Genomic DNA, 14,792 nt, shown 5'->3' with positions numbered 1-14,792 from the left:
GCCGATACCGGAGTTTTTTGCGCTTGGCTCTATAAATTTTAATTATTTTGCCAGCTCGGGAAAATGCGCGAACACGATGTCATTCAGCTGTTTCCTAATCATTGAAAAATCTTGATTTAAATCGAGCGTTCGCACGCTGATTTGATTGCCGCTCATATGATAGATATGATCGGGTTGGATGGCTTCGTCCGTTTTGGCATATAGCAGCATGCCAGATACTTCGTGTTTTTGATTCGTGAGTGCTGCCTCTTTGTTTTTCACATAGGTGAAAATTTGGTATAAGTTTTGCGAATGAACCGTCCGCTTGTCGAAATGCTGCTGGGTGGTCCGTTCATAATATTTCGCGTCAATGATCAAAATTTTCCCGTGGTGAGACAGCATGATGTCTGATTGCATCGTTGGCAGCATCGCGTTTTCGTCATCATCGAGCTGCCATGGAATCTGCGATGCATTGGCGTGAAGTGCTGGAAACGCCTTTTTGTAATACGCTAAAATAAATTTCTCGTAGAGATGGTACATGTGCTTTTCATCAAAAAAATCCATGAGTTTGACCCGCCCCGAGGTTGTGGTTTGGATTAAGCCTTCAATGATTAAATGACAAATCGCAATCAGCATCCGGTAGGTGCCATTGTGCCGGTTGAATTGCAATCGCCAGTTGATGCGGCGGGGATCTAAAACGTCCACATTTCCGAAATATACAAGGCATTTTTTTAACGCTTTTTTTCGCTTTTTCGAGAGATCCGAACGGAGCAAAAGTGCCATTGTCGTTTTTATGATTCTGTTCATCTCGGTGTTTTCTGAAAAATCATCGAAGGTGCAGATCATTTGTTTATTGAGCAGGCTTCGTGCTCTGATCGATTCAGACATATTGATCTTTCCGCGCACCGCTGAAAAGGCCCCGTTTCTCTCAATATATTCGCGGTCCAGTCCGCGCTTTAATTGAAGCGATACCCCTTTTGTCAAAATCGCCGAGCAGAGTTCTGCCGCATTGTCAAACGACTCTGCTGCGACCTCTCTATACCCTTGCGCGTTGAGCGCCTGAAACACATAGGCGAGCATATAATAGACATTTTTAATCGGAATCACTGAATCGCGCTCCTGAGCTTGTCGCGCCATTCTTTGACTTTTGATGCCTCGTCAAACCAGTATTCTTTCAAAAGCGGGATCAATTCGTATTCAACGATGCTGGACAAGGCCTGATCACTGACCGTCTCTGGCTTGAAGTGACAAAAAAAGCTGTGTCCGATGCAAAAGCCCTTGCCAAGGGAATCATCGTCAGCGATGACGTCATTCAAGGCAGTGACACACGCAATCAGCCGATCGAATTTTTCGTTGTTCAAGCTTTTCTGATACGCTTTGAAACCCTCGGTGTCAAATCCCGGCTCGATTTCGATAAAAGCGAAGCGCCGGCGCAGGGCGTAATCCAGCATCGCAAGGCTGCGGTCAGCCGTGTTCATCGTCCCGATGATGTAGAGCTTTTTTGGAATGGCAAACTTTTCGTCCGAGTAAAGCAGCTGAATCTTGTGCTCCCGCTTGTCCTTCTCAATCAGCATGAACAGCTCGCCGAAAATTTTACTGAGATTGCCGCGGTTGATTTCATCGATGATGAAGAAATAATCGTTGTCGCTGTCGATTTCAGCTTTCTTGCAGAAATTGTAAAACACGCCTTTTTTCAGCTCAAAGCCGCCCTCTGTCGGTCGAAAGCCCATAATGAAATCTTCGTAGGAATAACTTTGATGAAACTGAACCATCATCACACGGTCGATGTCCTTCACGCCCATCATCGAATAAGCCAGCTTCTTAGCAATAAAGGTTTTGCCGACACCGGGCGCGCCTTCGAGAATGATGTTTTTCTTGTGGTGAAGCAAATTGACGATGTCATGGTACTTTTCCTCTGACATATAGACCTCGCTTAAAAAATCATCCTCCGTATACACCGGATAATTGACGGCTTGATCATCGTCCTCGTCGAGCGCATCCCTTTCAAATATGTCCTTTAATTGCTGAACAAAACCGCTATAAGGCGTGATGTCAGTTAACGTTTTCATCGCGGTGCGGTTCTGAATCATCCAGCTTCCGCGGTCGGTCCAATTGACGTGGCGCAGGTGATTGAAATGATCGGTCCGGTCCGGCTCGTATGCGTAATCCGATGTGACGATGCCCCGTCCGACGATTTCGCTCATGCCTTTTTTGACGAAAATGACGTCGCCCGGCTTCATTTCCCGGACAAACTGCCACGTCGCGTGGGCGGAGTTTTTGTAAGAGGTGTCTTCTTGATAAATTTCCTGCATCTTTTTACGCATAGCCGATTTGGATGGAAATACGCTCAGGTCGCCGATCTCGCCCCAGCCGAGCAGCATGATGCCCTTTTGATAACATTCGTCCCATTTTTCCGCGTTTTGACCCGGCGCGTAAGTCCAATAATGAATGGTCGGGACCTCGTCGTCATTTTCCGGCCTGCCCTGTGTCTCAACCCAAGCGGCGTTAGACAGTTCTGGGAAGGTTGTGTACGGATATTGTCCGCTTTCAAAGACGGCTTCGCAGGCGTCAATCATGTCGAGGTAGGCCTCAGCCGGCGGCACCTTGGCGTTTGTCTTGATATAAGGCTGATAACGCGCGACAAAATCTGCCGGCATGTGTTCGCTATTGTAGAGAAATGCGCGATTTCGGGAATCTAAATTAACGTAAAAATACGGCCTGATCCAGTAGAGTCCCATCGTGATGTTCCACTTAATATACCGCTGGGAAAGCGCCGTATCGTACGCTTCGCAAAAAGCTTTTCGGTGGTCGTCGCTGGCATTTCCCGCCAATTTCAAAGCACTCTCAAATAATTGCCAAAGGTGGTCGATATCGTCCGCTTCTCTGTCCCCTTCAAATCCGTAGAATACTGCATTCATATTATTGAGGACCGGAATACCTGATAAAGACTGCGGCACCTCCGCCGAGAGATCAAAGGCATCAGCCATGCCTTTCATGATCTGGATGCGGTTTTCGTCTTTGATGCCTTTGTTGAACAGTCCGAAAACTGTAAACGGATCGATATCCGTCGGGATACCACCTTTTTCCAACTTGGGCAGCTTCATCTCGATCTTTTCGAAAATTTGGCAAATCTTTCGAATCAGCTCGGCACGGTCTGATTTGAAATTGAACAGTTGATCGGCCAGTTCTGTATAAAAAGCCGTCCATTCATAATGGCCTGTTTTCATGTCCATTCCTCCTCGCTCATCTTTATTAAGCAAATTATCCCATTAATAAATGAAATCGACAAGTCTGCCTGTCGGCTTACGGATGATGATGAGGCGCGTGACGATGAAATAAGCGCCATTAAACTCAAAAAGGGAGACACGAAGTCTCCCTTTTTATTTTTAACCTCACCCCAGCACAAAGCCGGTCATGGCGATGGCGCCGAGGTTGCAGACGTCGTTGAAGACGCGGGCCGGCTCGTCCTTTGCGGCGCCCAGGCACATCAAAAGCGGCAGGAAATGGTCCGGCGTCGGCACGGCGTAATCGGCGTGGGGGTGGGTTTCCCAGTGGATCACCGCGTCGTCGTCCCGGGCCATCACCGCCTGGATGATTTCGGCGTTGAAGGCTTCGGTGGCCTCAGACCCGCCGGGGTTGTCCCATTCCACCCGTCTTAAATTGTGCACGACGTTGCCGCTGCCGAGGATGAGCACGCCCTCGTCTCGCAGGGGGGAAAGCTTTTCGGCCATGGCGTAGAGATCGGCCGGGGCGGCTGTGCCGTCGATGGACAGCTGAACCACCGGGATGTCCGCGTCCGGGAACATGTGGACCAGCACCGTCCAGGCGCCGTGGTCGATGCCCCAGTCGTTATTGACCGCGACGTCGTCCCCGAGCAGCGCACAGACGCGGTCGGCCAAGGCGGGGCTGCCGGCCGCCGGGTATTTCACCTCGTAGAGCGCTTCCGGGAAGCCGTACATGTCGTAGATCTGGCGGGGGGTCTCGGTTTGCTGTACGAACGTCCCCCGGGTGAACCAATGGGCCGAGAGCATCAAAATCGCCTTGGGCTTGCCGTAGGTAGCGCGCACTTCCTGGCCGATTTTGCTTAAGGTCTGGGTGAGGGCGTCATCGTCCAGGGCCAGCATCGGGCTGCCGTGTCCGGTGAAGATGACGGGCATGCGTTGGTTTGTTTTCATTTGATTTCTCCTTTTTTTACATACTTTAATTTTCTGACTTGCCTGTATTATATAAAGCTGGTATACTCAAGTCAATCCGGATTTTTTCCTTAAGTTAGTATCTTTATCTTGACCATTAGGAGGTTTCCAATGAAAAAACAGGATTGCGAAAAGGCGGGCGTCTTCGGCATGTGCCCCTTCGTTACCGCCCAGCATCTCCTTTCCGGCAAATGGGCCATTCTCATTTTGCAAAAACTTGCCGACGGGCCCAAGCGCTTCGGCGCCCTTCAGCGCCAGATCGACATCACCCAGGCGACCTTGTCCAACCAGCTCAAGCACCTGGAGGGCGAGGGGCTCATCCACCGCGAGGTCTTCGCCGAGGTGCCGCCCCGGGTGGAGTATTCCTTAACGCCCATCGGCGAGGCCTTCCGCCCCGTGCTCGAAAGCATCGAGACCTGGGGCAACGCCTACATCGCCTATCTCAAAGAAAAGACCGCGCACTGAGAAGGCCCGTCCTCACTGGCCCTCGCTGCCGATGGACAGCCTGTCCGCCGCGTTTAAGGCCGCGTAGTCGGGGCGTTCACTGAACCGCCCCTGCACCTGACTAAAAGTCCTAAAAAAGCGCGTCTGGTAGTCCTGATAGGCGCGCCCGGCGACGTCGCAGCCGGCGAGCATGCGCAGGGTCTCGGGCCCTTCAACGTAGGCGCGCACCGGCGGCGAGAGCTTCTCGAATTCGGCTTTCGCGTTCGAAAGGGAATCCTTGAGCGCCCTCGTGATTTCGGCCCAGCCCTCGGCGGCGGAGAGCTTCGGCACCTTGTCATTCATGATCGCCTTGATCTGCCCCACCGTCGGCGCGAAGGCGTGGTCCCCGTCGATGTATGCCCCCACCGCGTCGAACACCGCCTTGAAATCCACGTCCTTGAACCGCCACGCCCACAGGGCGGCGATGTCCTCGGCGTCGACGCCTTTATCAAAATCCGGATAAGCGGCCTTGAGCATGGTCATGATTCGTCCTGTTTCGTTTAATTTCATCTTTCACCTCTCGCTAATTTTTTGTAAAAATCTACACTGGATGCCGCCTTGGCCTTCGATTTAAAATTATCGAACCGCCCTTCGGCAATTTTCTGGAAATTTTTATCGGCGATCACCCAGTCGAAATCCATGTGCCAGTTGTCGACCTTGCCGCAGAGATAATCCGAACGGGCGGCTTTGTCGAACACGTCGAGGACGCCCTGAGCGCCTTCCCCGCGAATGCGCGCCTGCAGGTTTTGCTTACGGGCCGCGCTCCATTTCGCGCATTCCCTGACCTTCGGCAGGCCGTTGGGCTCGGCCACATGGCGATTCCAATAATCACGGTACAGGGGGAGATCCTCCCCCGGCGCGTCAGCGCCTGAAACCTCGACGCTAGTCGAGGAAAAAGTATCCTCTCCTCTATTCTGTTGTACTGTACTATCTTTTACTGTACTATCCTTTAATTTACTCTGTGAATTTTTCGGCCGATTATTTTCTGTTTCCAATTTTTCGTGGGCCTGCAAATAGCATTTCAAAATGGGCCCCGTCTGACTGATGTCGCGCATGTCGGCTTCGCTTAACAGCCAGATGTCCCAGTTGATGTTCGCCGATTTGCGCTCGCTGACCGCGTTGTAATACGTCCTTTGGATGCGCCGGCTGGTGAGCACCCCGGCCGCGAAACAGCCCTTGTCGAACAGCGCCCGCTCGGCCAATTCTTCGATAATGGCCATAATCTCTTCCGGCTTCACCCTGTCACGCCCGCTGATGAGGTCCGAGACGTCCAGGGCCACATCCTCCCGCACGGATTCGCGGTAGTCGAGATAATAGCCCTTGTCCTGGTAAATCAGCGTCAAAAGCGCGAGATAGGTCAATGCCGCCGCAGGCCCGTGGTGCGCCCGCGGCGCCCTGAGCTTGCGGTCCGTGAGCAGGCCCACCTCAAAGGGAAACCAATCCAGCCCCGTCTTGCAGGGGCGTCCTCTTTTGTTTGTCATTTTTCCTCCTTATGACTATCTATTTCTCACTTATATAATGCGTAAATTTGCCAAAGGGTTGACAAAAATTTTTGCCCACAGGCAAAAAAATTTTGTTCACGAGTAGAATGGGTCCATTTTGCAAAGATTTTTATGACATGAAAAGATAAAAAAAATTGTCTTCCCCTTTAAACAAGAGGAAGACAAAAAGGAAAAAGCGGGGTTCACCCTTACCGGGCGGCGGTAAGCTCCCGGCAGATGGCTTCAATTTGCCCCGAATAGACGCTGCCCTTCTCCCAGATGAAGTCGAAGGGGTGGGTCATGTGAAAATCGTTAAGGGGGATTTCCCGCAGGGTGCCGCAAGCCAGCTCCGGTGCCACCGCAATGCGGTAGAGAAAGGAAATCCCGCAGTCGTTTTTGAGCAGGGCGATGATGGTGTGCATGTTGCCCACTTCGACCGACGCCTTGAAATCCGACAGGCGGATGCCTTTGGCCGAAAGGCTTCGCGCCAGGATGTCCCGGGTGCCGGAGCCGGGCTCCCGCAGGATGATGCGCTCCGCCGGCAGGTCCCCCAGGGCCTTCACCTGGCCCACGGCGAAGCGGTGGCCCGCCGCGCAGACGGCGACAAAGGGCTGGTGGCTGAAGGTCAGGTGGGCGAAGTCGTCTTTGGGATAATAGCCCTCCACCAGCGCGAAATCGATGGTCCCCGATTGAAGCAGGCCCAGCAGCTTCTGGGTATTGCCGAAAACCACGTGAATGCTCCAGTCGGGATGATTTTTTAACAGCGCGGTCAGCGGGCCGGCGATGGCGTACTCCCCGACGGTCATGGTCACGCCGATGGCGATGGACCATTTCCCGGAGCGGACGGCCTGCATCTCCTTGTGGATGCGGGCGTCGTCATTTTTCTGCACCAGCAGCCGCGCCCGGAGAATTTTCCCCTGGGGGGTGAGGGTCAGGGTCTTCTTCTCGTAATGAAAGAGCTTGACGCCGTAATGATCCTCCAGAAAATGAATGTGCTGGGAGACGGCGGGCTGAGTGAGCCCCAGGACCGCTGCCGCCTTGGTGTAGTTCAAGGTCTCGCAGACCGTCAAAAAGGTCTGCACCCGAAAATCAAGCATGGTGATCCCCTTTCCATAAATTTTTCTTATTGTTTTATAAAAATTCATCATTTTACATTTGTGTTGGCTTTCACTATACTAACACACGAATCCAATCAAAAGGAAAAAATGTTTTGGCCCTCTGCCCATGATAAAAACGCATGGGATGAACCAGAGAAAAAGTTTTGATTTAAAAGGGAGAACACCGTGAAAACATTGATAAAAAATTTGGGGCCGGGTTTGGCCGTCTGTATCGCCATCGCCGTCCCGGCTTGGCTTTTGGGGAAGGTCTTCCCCGTGGTGGGGGGCGCGGTCATCGCGATTGTGGCCGGCATGCTCCTCACCCTGTTCTGGAACGACAAGGGCGCCTGTGACGCCGGGATCCACTGGACGTCGAAGGTCATCCTCCAGGCGGCTGTGGTGCTCCTGGGTTTCGGCATGGATCTGGGCGTCATCCTCCAGACCGGGCGCCAGTCCCTGCCGATCATCGTCTGCACCATCGCCACCTCGCTGGTGCTGGCCTGGCTGATGCAGAAGGCGCTGCATATCCCGGGGAAGACCTCGATTCTCATCGGGGTCGGCAGCTCCATCTGCGGCGGCTCGGCCATTGCCGCCACCGCGCCGGTCATCCACGCGGACGACGACGAAGTGGCCCAGTCCATCTCCGTTATCTTTTTCTTCAACGTGCTGGCCGCCATCTTCTTCCCGATGCTCGGCCGCGCCCTGGGCTTTTCGACCGCAAGCGGCGGGCCCTTCGGGATTTTCGCCGGCACCGCCGTCAACGACACCTCGTCGGTCACTGCGGCGGCCGCCACCTGGGACAGCATGTGGCACTTAGGCTCCCAGACCCTGGACAAGGCCGTCACCGTCAAGCTGACCCGGACGCTGGCCATCATCCCCATCACCCTGGTCCTCGCCATGGTGCAGGCCCGGGCCGAAAAGAACGACCGCGGGGAAAGCGGCGGGTTCAGCTTCCGCCGCGCCTTCCCGATGTTCATCCTGTATTTCGTCCTCGCCGCGGTGGTCACCACGGTCTGCGTCAGCCTCGGCGTTCCCGCTGCGGCCTTTGCACCGCTGAAGGAGTTGTCGAAATTCATGATCATCATGGCCATGGCCGCCATCGGCCTCAACAGCAACGTCGTCAAGCTCGTCAAATCCGGCGGCAAGCCCATCGTGCTGGGCGCCTGCTGCTGGGTGGGCATCACCGTCGTCAGCCTCTTGATGCAGCACGTCATGCACATCTGGTAAGGCGCCTGTCTCTCAACAACCGCCGCCCTCACGTGTCTTGGGGGCGGCGGTTTTGCTGTCTGAGATTTCCATGGCGCACAAAAAAAAGACTGCCCGAAGGCAGCCTCGCATCATTCTGGATTATTTCTTCCGCATGACTTCGATCTGGTAGCCGTCCGGATCGGTCAGGAAATAATAATCCTTGGTCGCGCCGAGCCCTTTGAGGGGGCCGACGGTGTAGCCCTTGGCCTGGTGTTCGGCGTGGGCGGCGTCCAAATTGTCCACTTCTACGGCGATGTGGCCGTAGCCGGTGCCGAGGTCGTAGGGCTGTTCCGGGTCGTAATTGTACGTCAATTCCAGCTCGAAATCCGACTGGCCGTCCGACAGATAGACCAGGGTGAACTTGCCCTCCGGCTTGTCCTTGCGGCGGACTTCCTTCATCCCGAGGGCGTCGTCGTAGAATTTAAGGGAGCGCTCCAAGTCGTAAACGCGGATCATTTCGTGAATCATTTTGCATGCTGGCATGGTGTTACCTCCTATTTATGCTTACTGCCCTTATTTTATTGGAGATGGGGCCGCAAATCAACTGAAATTTTCGTGATGACGAATCCCCCTGCAGCCACGCCCAAGCCTCGCCTGTGTCGTGATTGAAAAGCAATTAAAAAACAATCGCAAAAATTTGCGATTGTTTTGCGATTGTTTTGCGGTTGTATTTTCGCTTTTGCGATTGCATTGATGATGATGATTAACTTCCCCTTGACATCCTTTGCCTGCCGTCGTATATTAATCGCAACAGCATACGACGACAGGCGTAATACGTCAGACCATGTATCTTGACGCAACATGAGAAAGGCGGGTCGCCGTCCGAAAACTGCTCGAATCCATTTTTAACGCGAAAGGAGAACCGCAATGAAAAACAAGCGCAGCCTCTGCCTGATTCTGATTGCCGCCGTCGCCTTGGCCGTCATCGCCTTTGGCGCCGGGCAATATCTGGGGGCCGGGCATCTGTCCCTCGACTCGGACAAGGACAATTTCACCTTCCCTTGGACGAAAGCCCACCAGACCACCGTCCGCAAAAAGCTCGACGCCTTTGACCGCGCCGATATCCACCTCGACAACACGGACATCACCCTCCAAGACGGCGACGACTTTGCCATGGTCTATCACGGGCCAAAGGGCACCTGCCCCACCCTCACCGTCACAGACGGAAAGCTCACTGCCAAAGCAGCGAAGACCGCCGTCGGCGCCCATCAGGACGCCGAGCTGACGCTCACGATTCCGAGGGCGCGCGCTGAACTCAAAACCCTCACCCTGGCCGCTGATAACGGCGACATCACCGTCGAGCCCGCCCAAACCTTCAGGACCCTGACCCTCGAGAGCCAAAACGGCGATATCGACATCGACGCCTGTGACGGGACCACCCTGAAGGCCACGACTTCAAACGGGGATATCGACCTCGAAAGCACGGCCTTTACCACCGCTGAGCTGACCGCCGACAACGGCGACATCTCGGCCGCCCCGGCCGACAGTCTCGCTCGCTACACCATCTCTGCCAAAACCAACACCGGCGACATCGATATCGGCGAGCGCGAATACAACGCCGGCACCATCCGCGTCGGCAGCGGTGACAAGACCATCACCGCCCACACCAACACCGGCGACATCGACATCGAAAACGACTGATGTTGATGAATTAAAAAATCCCTGCCGTCTTGAATGTCAAGACGAACAGGGATTTATTTTTATTCCATCTCTACAAAGACTAACGCTTTTTGTTTAGGAATTATTCTCTGTAATGTTTCTCGTTCTTTTGATTATTTGATATATCCATATTATCCTGCCTATACGAGCTAATGTTATCATTTTGTTATCGGCATTGATAACACCTACTCGATAACTGTGGATAATAACTATATGTAGCATGTCAAATTATAAGCTATTTTGCTTAGAGATTCAACACAAAACTGAAATTTTACTTTTCCTTATATTCATCTGGTATTGCTATTTGAAATGTTTCACACAACAGCATCACATCATGCACATCATTTTTATCGTGTTCATATCCCAAATGAAGCATTACCTGACTCAATGGTTCAATACAAGAAACAGTTATATCTCCAACTTTTCCAATACCGGAAAAAGTTTTTGATGGAAATATATCTCCCTCATAAACAATTCCGTCATCTGTAAATTCAAAACAATGTAAATCAATGATTCTTTGTTTATCATCTTTCCAGACAGTATGACCATCCGTTGTATAATCAGTATTTACTTCCTCAAATCCATGCTGCTTAATCACATAAATATAATCATGATAATGTTTCAGTTCAACAAACAAATCAATATCATTGTGTATTCTTGATTCTCTTTTAAGAAGTGCATCAACACCCCATCCGCCATCTAAATATACTTTAATTTCGTTTTGCAAAGCATATTTTATAATTTCACATGCATCTTCTGTACGTACCATAATCTATCCTCCAAATTCAAATCTTTGTATGCTTTCCAACTCACTAAAAGCCTGAAATTTGTCAGTCTTTCATCCTTTTTGTTATCAATCACCAATTAGCTGTAATCCATTAGGATTTAGCTGATATATTTTATCGCACACCTCTTCAATATACTTTCTATCGTGAGAAATGCTAATGACAGCCCCCGGAAATTCTCGGAGCATTTTTCTTATTACCGGACCGGACAATGGTGAAAAATTTCTTGTCGGTTCATCCAGAATAAGAACATTTGCACCACTTAAGCTCATCCTCAAGAGAAGCACTTTCGCCTTTTGTCCGCCTGATAACTCCCGAATCGGATGCTCCATTTCATCTGGTGTGTATTTAAGTGAACCAAGGTATGTTCTAATTCTTGTACGCTCTTCTTTATCTCCTGTTTTATCAAGGTAATCAACCGGTGTAACATCCAAATCCAGCAGGTCTTCATAAGTTTGAGGCATATATTCTGCTTTAATGTCATTCCGATTTAGGAGTTCTTCCGCTATCTTTTTTAGAAGAGTCGTTTTTCCTGCCCCGTTGGCTCCTATCATACAGATTTTTTCTGAACCTTTTATTTTTAAATGAATTCCTTCTGCTAAAATTCTTTTGCCATCCGGAGTCACAAGCTTTGAAAGTTCATATTCTATGACCGTTTTTCCTGCGGGAATGTGTGAGTTTTCATCCCCTAATTTGACAAAGATTGCTTCTTCCTGTTCCGGCATCTGAGTCATATTTTCATCTTCTTTTTCAAATCTTCGTTCCATTGCCTTAACCGTATGCATTTTGTCCTTTAAGTTTTTGGCAACAGACGGTGCTTGTCTGGTACAACTTCTTAATGCACCTTGTACACTCTGCATAACTCTTTGATATTTTTCATCGCGAATCTTTTTCTCCCTACGGTCACTCAGTGCCCGCTGTTTTTGGATTTCAAATTTATGAAGCCGTTCTTCCACATAGCGTCTATAGGGAAGCTTTGCCACGGTATATCTCGCCTTTGTTTTTCGTATAATCTGCTCGATATGTATCACCATGTTGGCAGTACGCTCTATCAGCGTTTCATCGTGTGAAATAAAAAGCACAATGTGCTTCCAGTCATTTATGATTTTTTCCAGTAATGTAAGCGTCGCAATGTCGATGTCATTGGAAGGTTCGTCCAACAACAGCACAGAAACATCGCGAATGAAAAGCCTCATAAGTTGTGTCTTGACTTTTTCGCCTCCTGAAAGACTACCCATTGTCTGGTTACTGTAGAAAAAATCATTTTTCATTCCAAATTTTCCCGCAATAACAGACAATTCTTTAGGCGTTTTCTCCCAGAATATTTCCTCTTCAGAAAAATATTCGTATATTGTTTTTTCCTTATCTTCATCGAGCATCTCCTGCGGAAGATAACCAAGACGTTCGTGTCCCATTATCCTTTCCCCATCTGCTTCTATATAGTTTTCTACAAGCGACGGATTGTATATCCACTTCATTAATGTCGATTTCCCATTTCCCTCTTCTCCAATAATAACTGCCTTATCTCCATCATTTAGCACAAGGTTGAAATCATTAAGAATTATTCTCAGGTCTTTTTTATGTGTTAAATTTAATTTTTTTATCTGCAACATTAAAGTTTCTCCTTTTCGAAGTCTGAGCCAATTATTATTTTGAACACACAAAAACGAGTCTTTTTTGCATACGCAAAAATAGACTCGCTAAATAGACCCTTATTTCTTTTCCAAAAGGAAAACAAAGGAAATGCCTCTTGCGATAATCCAACTTAAGCGTACACAAAACAAACCTATTCTCTACAGGCTCAATAACTATATGTGTCTTACTTAAATCAAATTATCTATTAATCATTTCCTCACCTTACACAAAATGTGCCTTTCTTTCTTCTAATGGCAATACTATCATACTGTATTTTTTGTGTCAATACATTTCACCTTATGGAAGTGCAAATTAAAATTTTCACTTCCTAATTATACATCCAACCATTACGAAATTCAATCTTTCACAACCTCTTTACAACCACAACCACAGCACTCCAGCAAACGCAGGAGCACCATACCGTAAAACGCTTATGTGTAAATCAACTCCGTTCCTACAACTTCCCTCACACAAGCCTGAATATTATTCATTCTTCCAATCCATTCGTAGGGATTATCTTTCTTTAATTGTTCCGTCACATCTTGTCTGTCGGCATATTCCTTTACCAGTCGAAGAAACATATCCTCTGCTTGCTTATCGACTTCTGCAAGATAACTATGCAGCTTTCCGCTTGTCAGCAGGTTCATATATAACACTTTATAGTGTTCCTTTAAATGCCTTGCATGTCGTTTCCCCCATAAACCAATCGGCTCTATTTCTTCTTCGGCTGGTACTGTGATGTTCGGCAATAAATAATCACCCACCTGTCTATAAGTTCCGCCCATTTCTTCAAAAATTGTCTTTGTCATTTTCCTTTTCCTCCTGTGATTTTTGTCTATCGTGATCGTGTATTATCACGCTTGCGACCTTTAACTGTTCTTGCCTGCTCCAACAAATCATCTATCTGTTTGCGACCAAAAACCTTACGGAGCAGGCTGTAATCTTTATTTTCTGCTTTTAGGATTTTGTTTTCTTCGGTCAATCTTTCATTGACTTTCTCCAAACGCTGATTGGTGCGGTATAACTGTGCATTCGCTGTATTCAGCCTATGATAGTTGTCCCACCCCTCAAAGCAGCGGGCAAGCACCGTTTTGACAAGTTGCTTCAATTTCCTTACAACCGGCTCTGCCATTTTGGTTTTATATGCCTTTGCAGTCATAAATTTCTCTGGTTCTGGCAACTGATATTTCGGTGCAGTATCAAGCTCTATTTCAAGATTTGACAGCTCGTCTTTTGCCTTATCATAGTTCAATACTCGTTCCGACAACACATCAAATTCAATCTGTTTCTGCTCGATTTTCGCACCTAATGCCGCCACTTCTTTTTCTCTTTCCTGCTTTTTATAATCCAAAACAGAAAGATGTTTTTCGTGTGTGCCTAAATGTTCCCACTCAATCCCATAACGTTCCATCACCGCCGCAAGCTGTTCTTTTTCGGACTGTATCCATTGCGACCACTCCGTATCGCCACGACTGCCGCCCTTAAAACCTTGCGTTGCAAGAGCCTGCTTTAGTGACACTCTTGTATCAAGTCCACGCTTGCTGCCTGTGGTAAAAGGTACAAAATCTATGTGCAGATGTGGTGTAGCTTCATCCATATGCAGATGAGCCGAGAACACCCGAAGCTGTGGATTTCGCTCCTGAAAACCCTGATAGTATTCATCTAAAATCTGCTTTGCCAGTTCTCCGTTTTCCGTATCGGCGTTCATATTTCCCTTACCGCCCACCTGTAAAATGATTTCGTGGAACGGTTTTTCCTGCTTGGAACTTCGGATTTTTTCATAATAATCTTTTATCTTTCGGTCTGACCTTATCTGCTTGGCATTGTATCTTTCCAATGCTTCATCAAACAATTCGTGATAAACTGTCTTTATATTTTCATTGCAGTAGTCGATATTGAGATGAGTACGAGTTCCGTCTACATTTTCTGCTCGGAACTTTCGGCTATTGTGATTGACCGAGCCTTTACCGACCATTGCACTTATCGTTCTCTGCATTTTTTCATCTCCCATCTGTAAATTTCAACATTCTCAGGTTTTGTTACTTTTGTCAAAAGTAACGCAAAAGCACTTTTGACGGGTACACCCATCAAAAATGCGACCTGTAAACAGGTTTTGCGTTCTCCGAAGGCTCTCCGAGGGGTGAGCGTGTGCCGGTGGCACACACGCCTGCGAACCGACCGAGCCAGCAGGCGAGACCAAAGAGCCGCCTTTGAAAAGGCACTCTCTGCACA

General features: G+C 49.2%; 15 protein-coding genes. 3 read left to right on the top strand and 12 right to left on the bottom strand.

Features of this window, described 5'->3' with window-relative positions; genetic code table 11:
* Nucleotides 1-42 precede the first annotated feature (42 nt).
* From mcrC to ygiD, 3 genes are all read right to left on the bottom strand, one after another.
* Nucleotides 43-1,116: a 5-methylcytosine-specific restriction endonuclease system specificity protein McrC gene (gene mcrC, locus FYJ52_RS07410; RefSeq protein ID WP_154576588.1), complete on the bottom strand. Its 1,074-nt coding sequence runs from the start codon at nucleotides 1,114-1,116 to the stop codon at nucleotides 43-45.
* Complete coding sequence (locus FYJ52_RS07405) at nucleotides 1,083-3,206, bottom strand: AAA family ATPase (RefSeq protein WP_408003708.1); 2,124 nt, start codon at nucleotides 3,204-3,206, stop codon at nucleotides 1,083-1,085. Before FYJ52_RS07405 ends, mcrC begins: the two co-directional genes overlap by 34 nt.
* A gap of 165 nt (nucleotides 3,207-3,371) precedes the next feature.
* A complete protein-coding gene (gene ygiD, locus FYJ52_RS07400) occupies nucleotides 3,372-4,154 on the bottom strand; it encodes a 4,5-DOPA-extradiol-dioxygenase (protein WP_154576586.1) in 783 nt (260 codons plus the stop codon).
* Between the two features lie 129 nt (nucleotides 4,155-4,283).
* Here ygiD and FYJ52_RS07395 point away from each other — a divergent pair, with 129 nt between their 5' ends.
* The gene (locus tag FYJ52_RS07395) at nucleotides 4,284-4,637 is read left to right on the top strand and encodes a winged helix-turn-helix transcriptional regulator (protein ID WP_154576585.1); all 354 of its coding nucleotides are present in this window, start codon (nucleotides 4,284-4,286) and stop codon (nucleotides 4,635-4,637) included.
* 12 nt (nucleotides 4,638-4,649) lie between these two features.
* On the opposite strand, the gene FYJ52_RS07390 is transcribed toward FYJ52_RS07395, so the two are convergent.
* From FYJ52_RS07390 to FYJ52_RS07380, 3 genes are all read right to left on the bottom strand, one after another.
* On the bottom strand, nucleotides 4,650-5,165 hold the full coding sequence (locus FYJ52_RS07390; protein WP_154576584.1) for a replicative helicase loader/inhibitor: 516 nt from the start codon (nucleotides 5,163-5,165) through the stop codon (nucleotides 4,650-4,652).
* On the bottom strand, nucleotides 5,162-6,136 hold the full coding sequence (locus FYJ52_RS07385; RefSeq protein ID WP_154576583.1) for a DUF4373 domain-containing protein: 975 nt from the start codon (nucleotides 6,134-6,136) through the stop codon (nucleotides 5,162-5,164). Before FYJ52_RS07385 ends, FYJ52_RS07390 begins: the two co-directional genes overlap by 4 nt.
* A 209-nt stretch (nucleotides 6,137-6,345) precedes the next feature.
* Entirely contained in the window at nucleotides 6,346-7,233 is an 888-nt protein-coding gene (locus FYJ52_RS07380) for a LysR family transcriptional regulator (RefSeq protein ID WP_154576582.1), read from the bottom strand.
* A gap of 186 nt (nucleotides 7,234-7,419) precedes the next feature.
* On the opposite strand from FYJ52_RS07380, the gene FYJ52_RS07375 reads away from it, so the two are divergent.
* Nucleotides 7,420-8,460, top strand: a complete 1,041-nt coding sequence (locus FYJ52_RS07375; protein WP_328598783.1) for a YeiH family protein — start codon at nucleotides 7,420-7,422, stop codon at nucleotides 8,458-8,460.
* Between the two features lie 120 nt (nucleotides 8,461-8,580).
* Here the strand turns inward: FYJ52_RS07375 and gloA are convergent, their stop codons facing one another.
* Complete coding sequence (gloA, locus tag FYJ52_RS07370; RefSeq protein WP_154576581.1) at nucleotides 8,581-8,964, bottom strand: lactoylglutathione lyase; 384 nt, start codon at nucleotides 8,962-8,964, stop codon at nucleotides 8,581-8,583.
* A 35-nt stretch (nucleotides 8,965-8,999) separates the two neighbouring features.
* Nucleotides 9,000-9,284, bottom strand: coding sequence for a hypothetical protein (locus FYJ52_RS07365; protein WP_154576580.1), 285 nt, complete (start codon nucleotides 9,282-9,284; stop codon nucleotides 9,000-9,002).
* Nucleotides 9,285-9,348: 64 nt separating this feature from the next.
* Here FYJ52_RS07365 and FYJ52_RS07360 point away from each other — a divergent pair, with 64 nt between their 5' ends.
* Nucleotides 9,349-10,122, top strand: coding sequence for a DUF4097 family beta strand repeat-containing protein (locus FYJ52_RS07360; protein WP_154576579.1), 774 nt, complete (start codon nucleotides 9,349-9,351; stop codon nucleotides 10,120-10,122).
* 289 nt (nucleotides 10,123-10,411) lie between these two features.
* Here the strand turns inward: FYJ52_RS07360 and FYJ52_RS07355 are convergent, their stop codons facing one another.
* From FYJ52_RS07355 to FYJ52_RS07340, 4 genes are all read right to left on the bottom strand, one after another.
* Nucleotides 10,412-10,909 (bottom strand): nucleotidyltransferase domain-containing protein, encoded by a 498-nt coding sequence (locus tag FYJ52_RS07355; RefSeq protein WP_009247521.1) that lies wholly within the window; start codon nucleotides 10,907-10,909, stop codon nucleotides 10,412-10,414.
* Between the two features lie 84 nt (nucleotides 10,910-10,993).
* Nucleotides 10,994-12,538 carry an ATP-binding cassette domain-containing protein gene (locus FYJ52_RS07350; RefSeq protein WP_009247522.1) on the bottom strand — a complete coding sequence of 515 codons (1,545 nt, stop codon included), beginning with the start codon at nucleotides 12,536-12,538 and terminating at the stop codon, nucleotides 10,994-10,996.
* Nucleotides 12,539-12,991: 453 nt separating this feature from the next.
* Nucleotides 12,992-13,369 carry a TnpV protein gene (locus tag FYJ52_RS07345; protein WP_009247523.1) on the bottom strand — a complete coding sequence of 126 codons (378 nt, stop codon included), beginning with the start codon at nucleotides 13,367-13,369 and terminating at the stop codon, nucleotides 12,992-12,994.
* 26 nt (nucleotides 13,370-13,395) lie between these two features.
* Nucleotides 13,396-14,556: a plasmid recombination protein gene (locus FYJ52_RS07340; protein WP_009247524.1), complete on the bottom strand. Its 1,161-nt coding sequence runs from the start codon at nucleotides 14,554-14,556 to the stop codon at nucleotides 13,396-13,398.
* Nucleotides 14,557-14,792 lie beyond the last annotated feature (236 nt).

The sequence above is a fragment of the Pseudoramibacter porci genome, from assembly GCF_009696145.1.
In the GTDB taxonomy this organism is placed as follows: domain Bacteria; phylum Bacillota; class Clostridia; order Eubacteriales; family Eubacteriaceae; genus Pseudoramibacter; species Pseudoramibacter porci.
The sequence above is the reverse complement of the archived record's forward strand: the minus strand, read 5'-3'. Positions and strand labels throughout refer to the sequence as shown.

Coding starts and splice junctions, on each gene's coding strand:
- mcrC (WP_154576588.1), bottom strand. CDS start 1,116: ATGGCGCGACAAGCTCAGGAGCGCGATTCAGTGATTCCGATTAAAAAT.
- FYJ52_RS07405 (WP_408003708.1), bottom strand. CDS start 3,206: ATGAAAACAGGCCATTATGAATGGACGGCTTTTTATACAGAACTGGCC.
- ygiD (WP_154576586.1), bottom strand. CDS start 4,154: ATGAAAACAAACCAACGCATGCCCGTCATCTTCACCGGACACGGCAGC.
- FYJ52_RS07395 (WP_154576585.1), top strand. CDS start 4,284: ATGAAAAAACAGGATTGCGAAAAGGCGGGCGTCTTCGGCATGTGCCCC.
- FYJ52_RS07390 (WP_154576584.1), bottom strand. CDS start 5,165: ATGAAATTAAACGAAACAGGACGAATCATGACCATGCTCAAGGCCGCT.
- FYJ52_RS07385 (WP_154576583.1), bottom strand. CDS start 6,136: ATGACAAACAAAAGAGGACGCCCCTGCAAGACGGGGCTGGATTGGTTT.
- FYJ52_RS07380 (WP_154576582.1), bottom strand. CDS start 7,233: ATGCTTGATTTTCGGGTGCAGACCTTTTTGACGGTCTGCGAGACCTTG.
- gloA (WP_154576581.1), bottom strand. CDS start 8,964: ATGCCAGCATGCAAAATGATTCACGAAATGATCCGCGTTTACGACTTG.
- FYJ52_RS07365 (WP_154576580.1), bottom strand. CDS start 9,284: ATGTTGCGTCAAGATACATGGTCTGACGTATTACGCCTGTCGTCGTAT.
- FYJ52_RS07360 (WP_154576579.1), top strand. CDS start 9,349: ATGAAAAACAAGCGCAGCCTCTGCCTGATTCTGATTGCCGCCGTCGCC.
- FYJ52_RS07355 (WP_009247521.1), bottom strand. CDS start 10,909: ATGGTACGTACAGAAGATGCATGTGAAATTATAAAATATGCTTTGCAA.
- FYJ52_RS07350 (WP_009247522.1), bottom strand. CDS start 12,538: ATGTTGCAGATAAAAAAATTAAATTTAACACATAAAAAAGACCTGAGA.
- FYJ52_RS07345 (WP_009247523.1), bottom strand. CDS start 13,369: ATGACAAAGACAATTTTTGAAGAAATGGGCGGAACTTATAGACAGGTG.
- FYJ52_RS07340 (WP_009247524.1), bottom strand. CDS start 14,556: ATGCAGAGAACGATAAGTGCAATGGTCGGTAAAGGCTCGGTCAATCAC.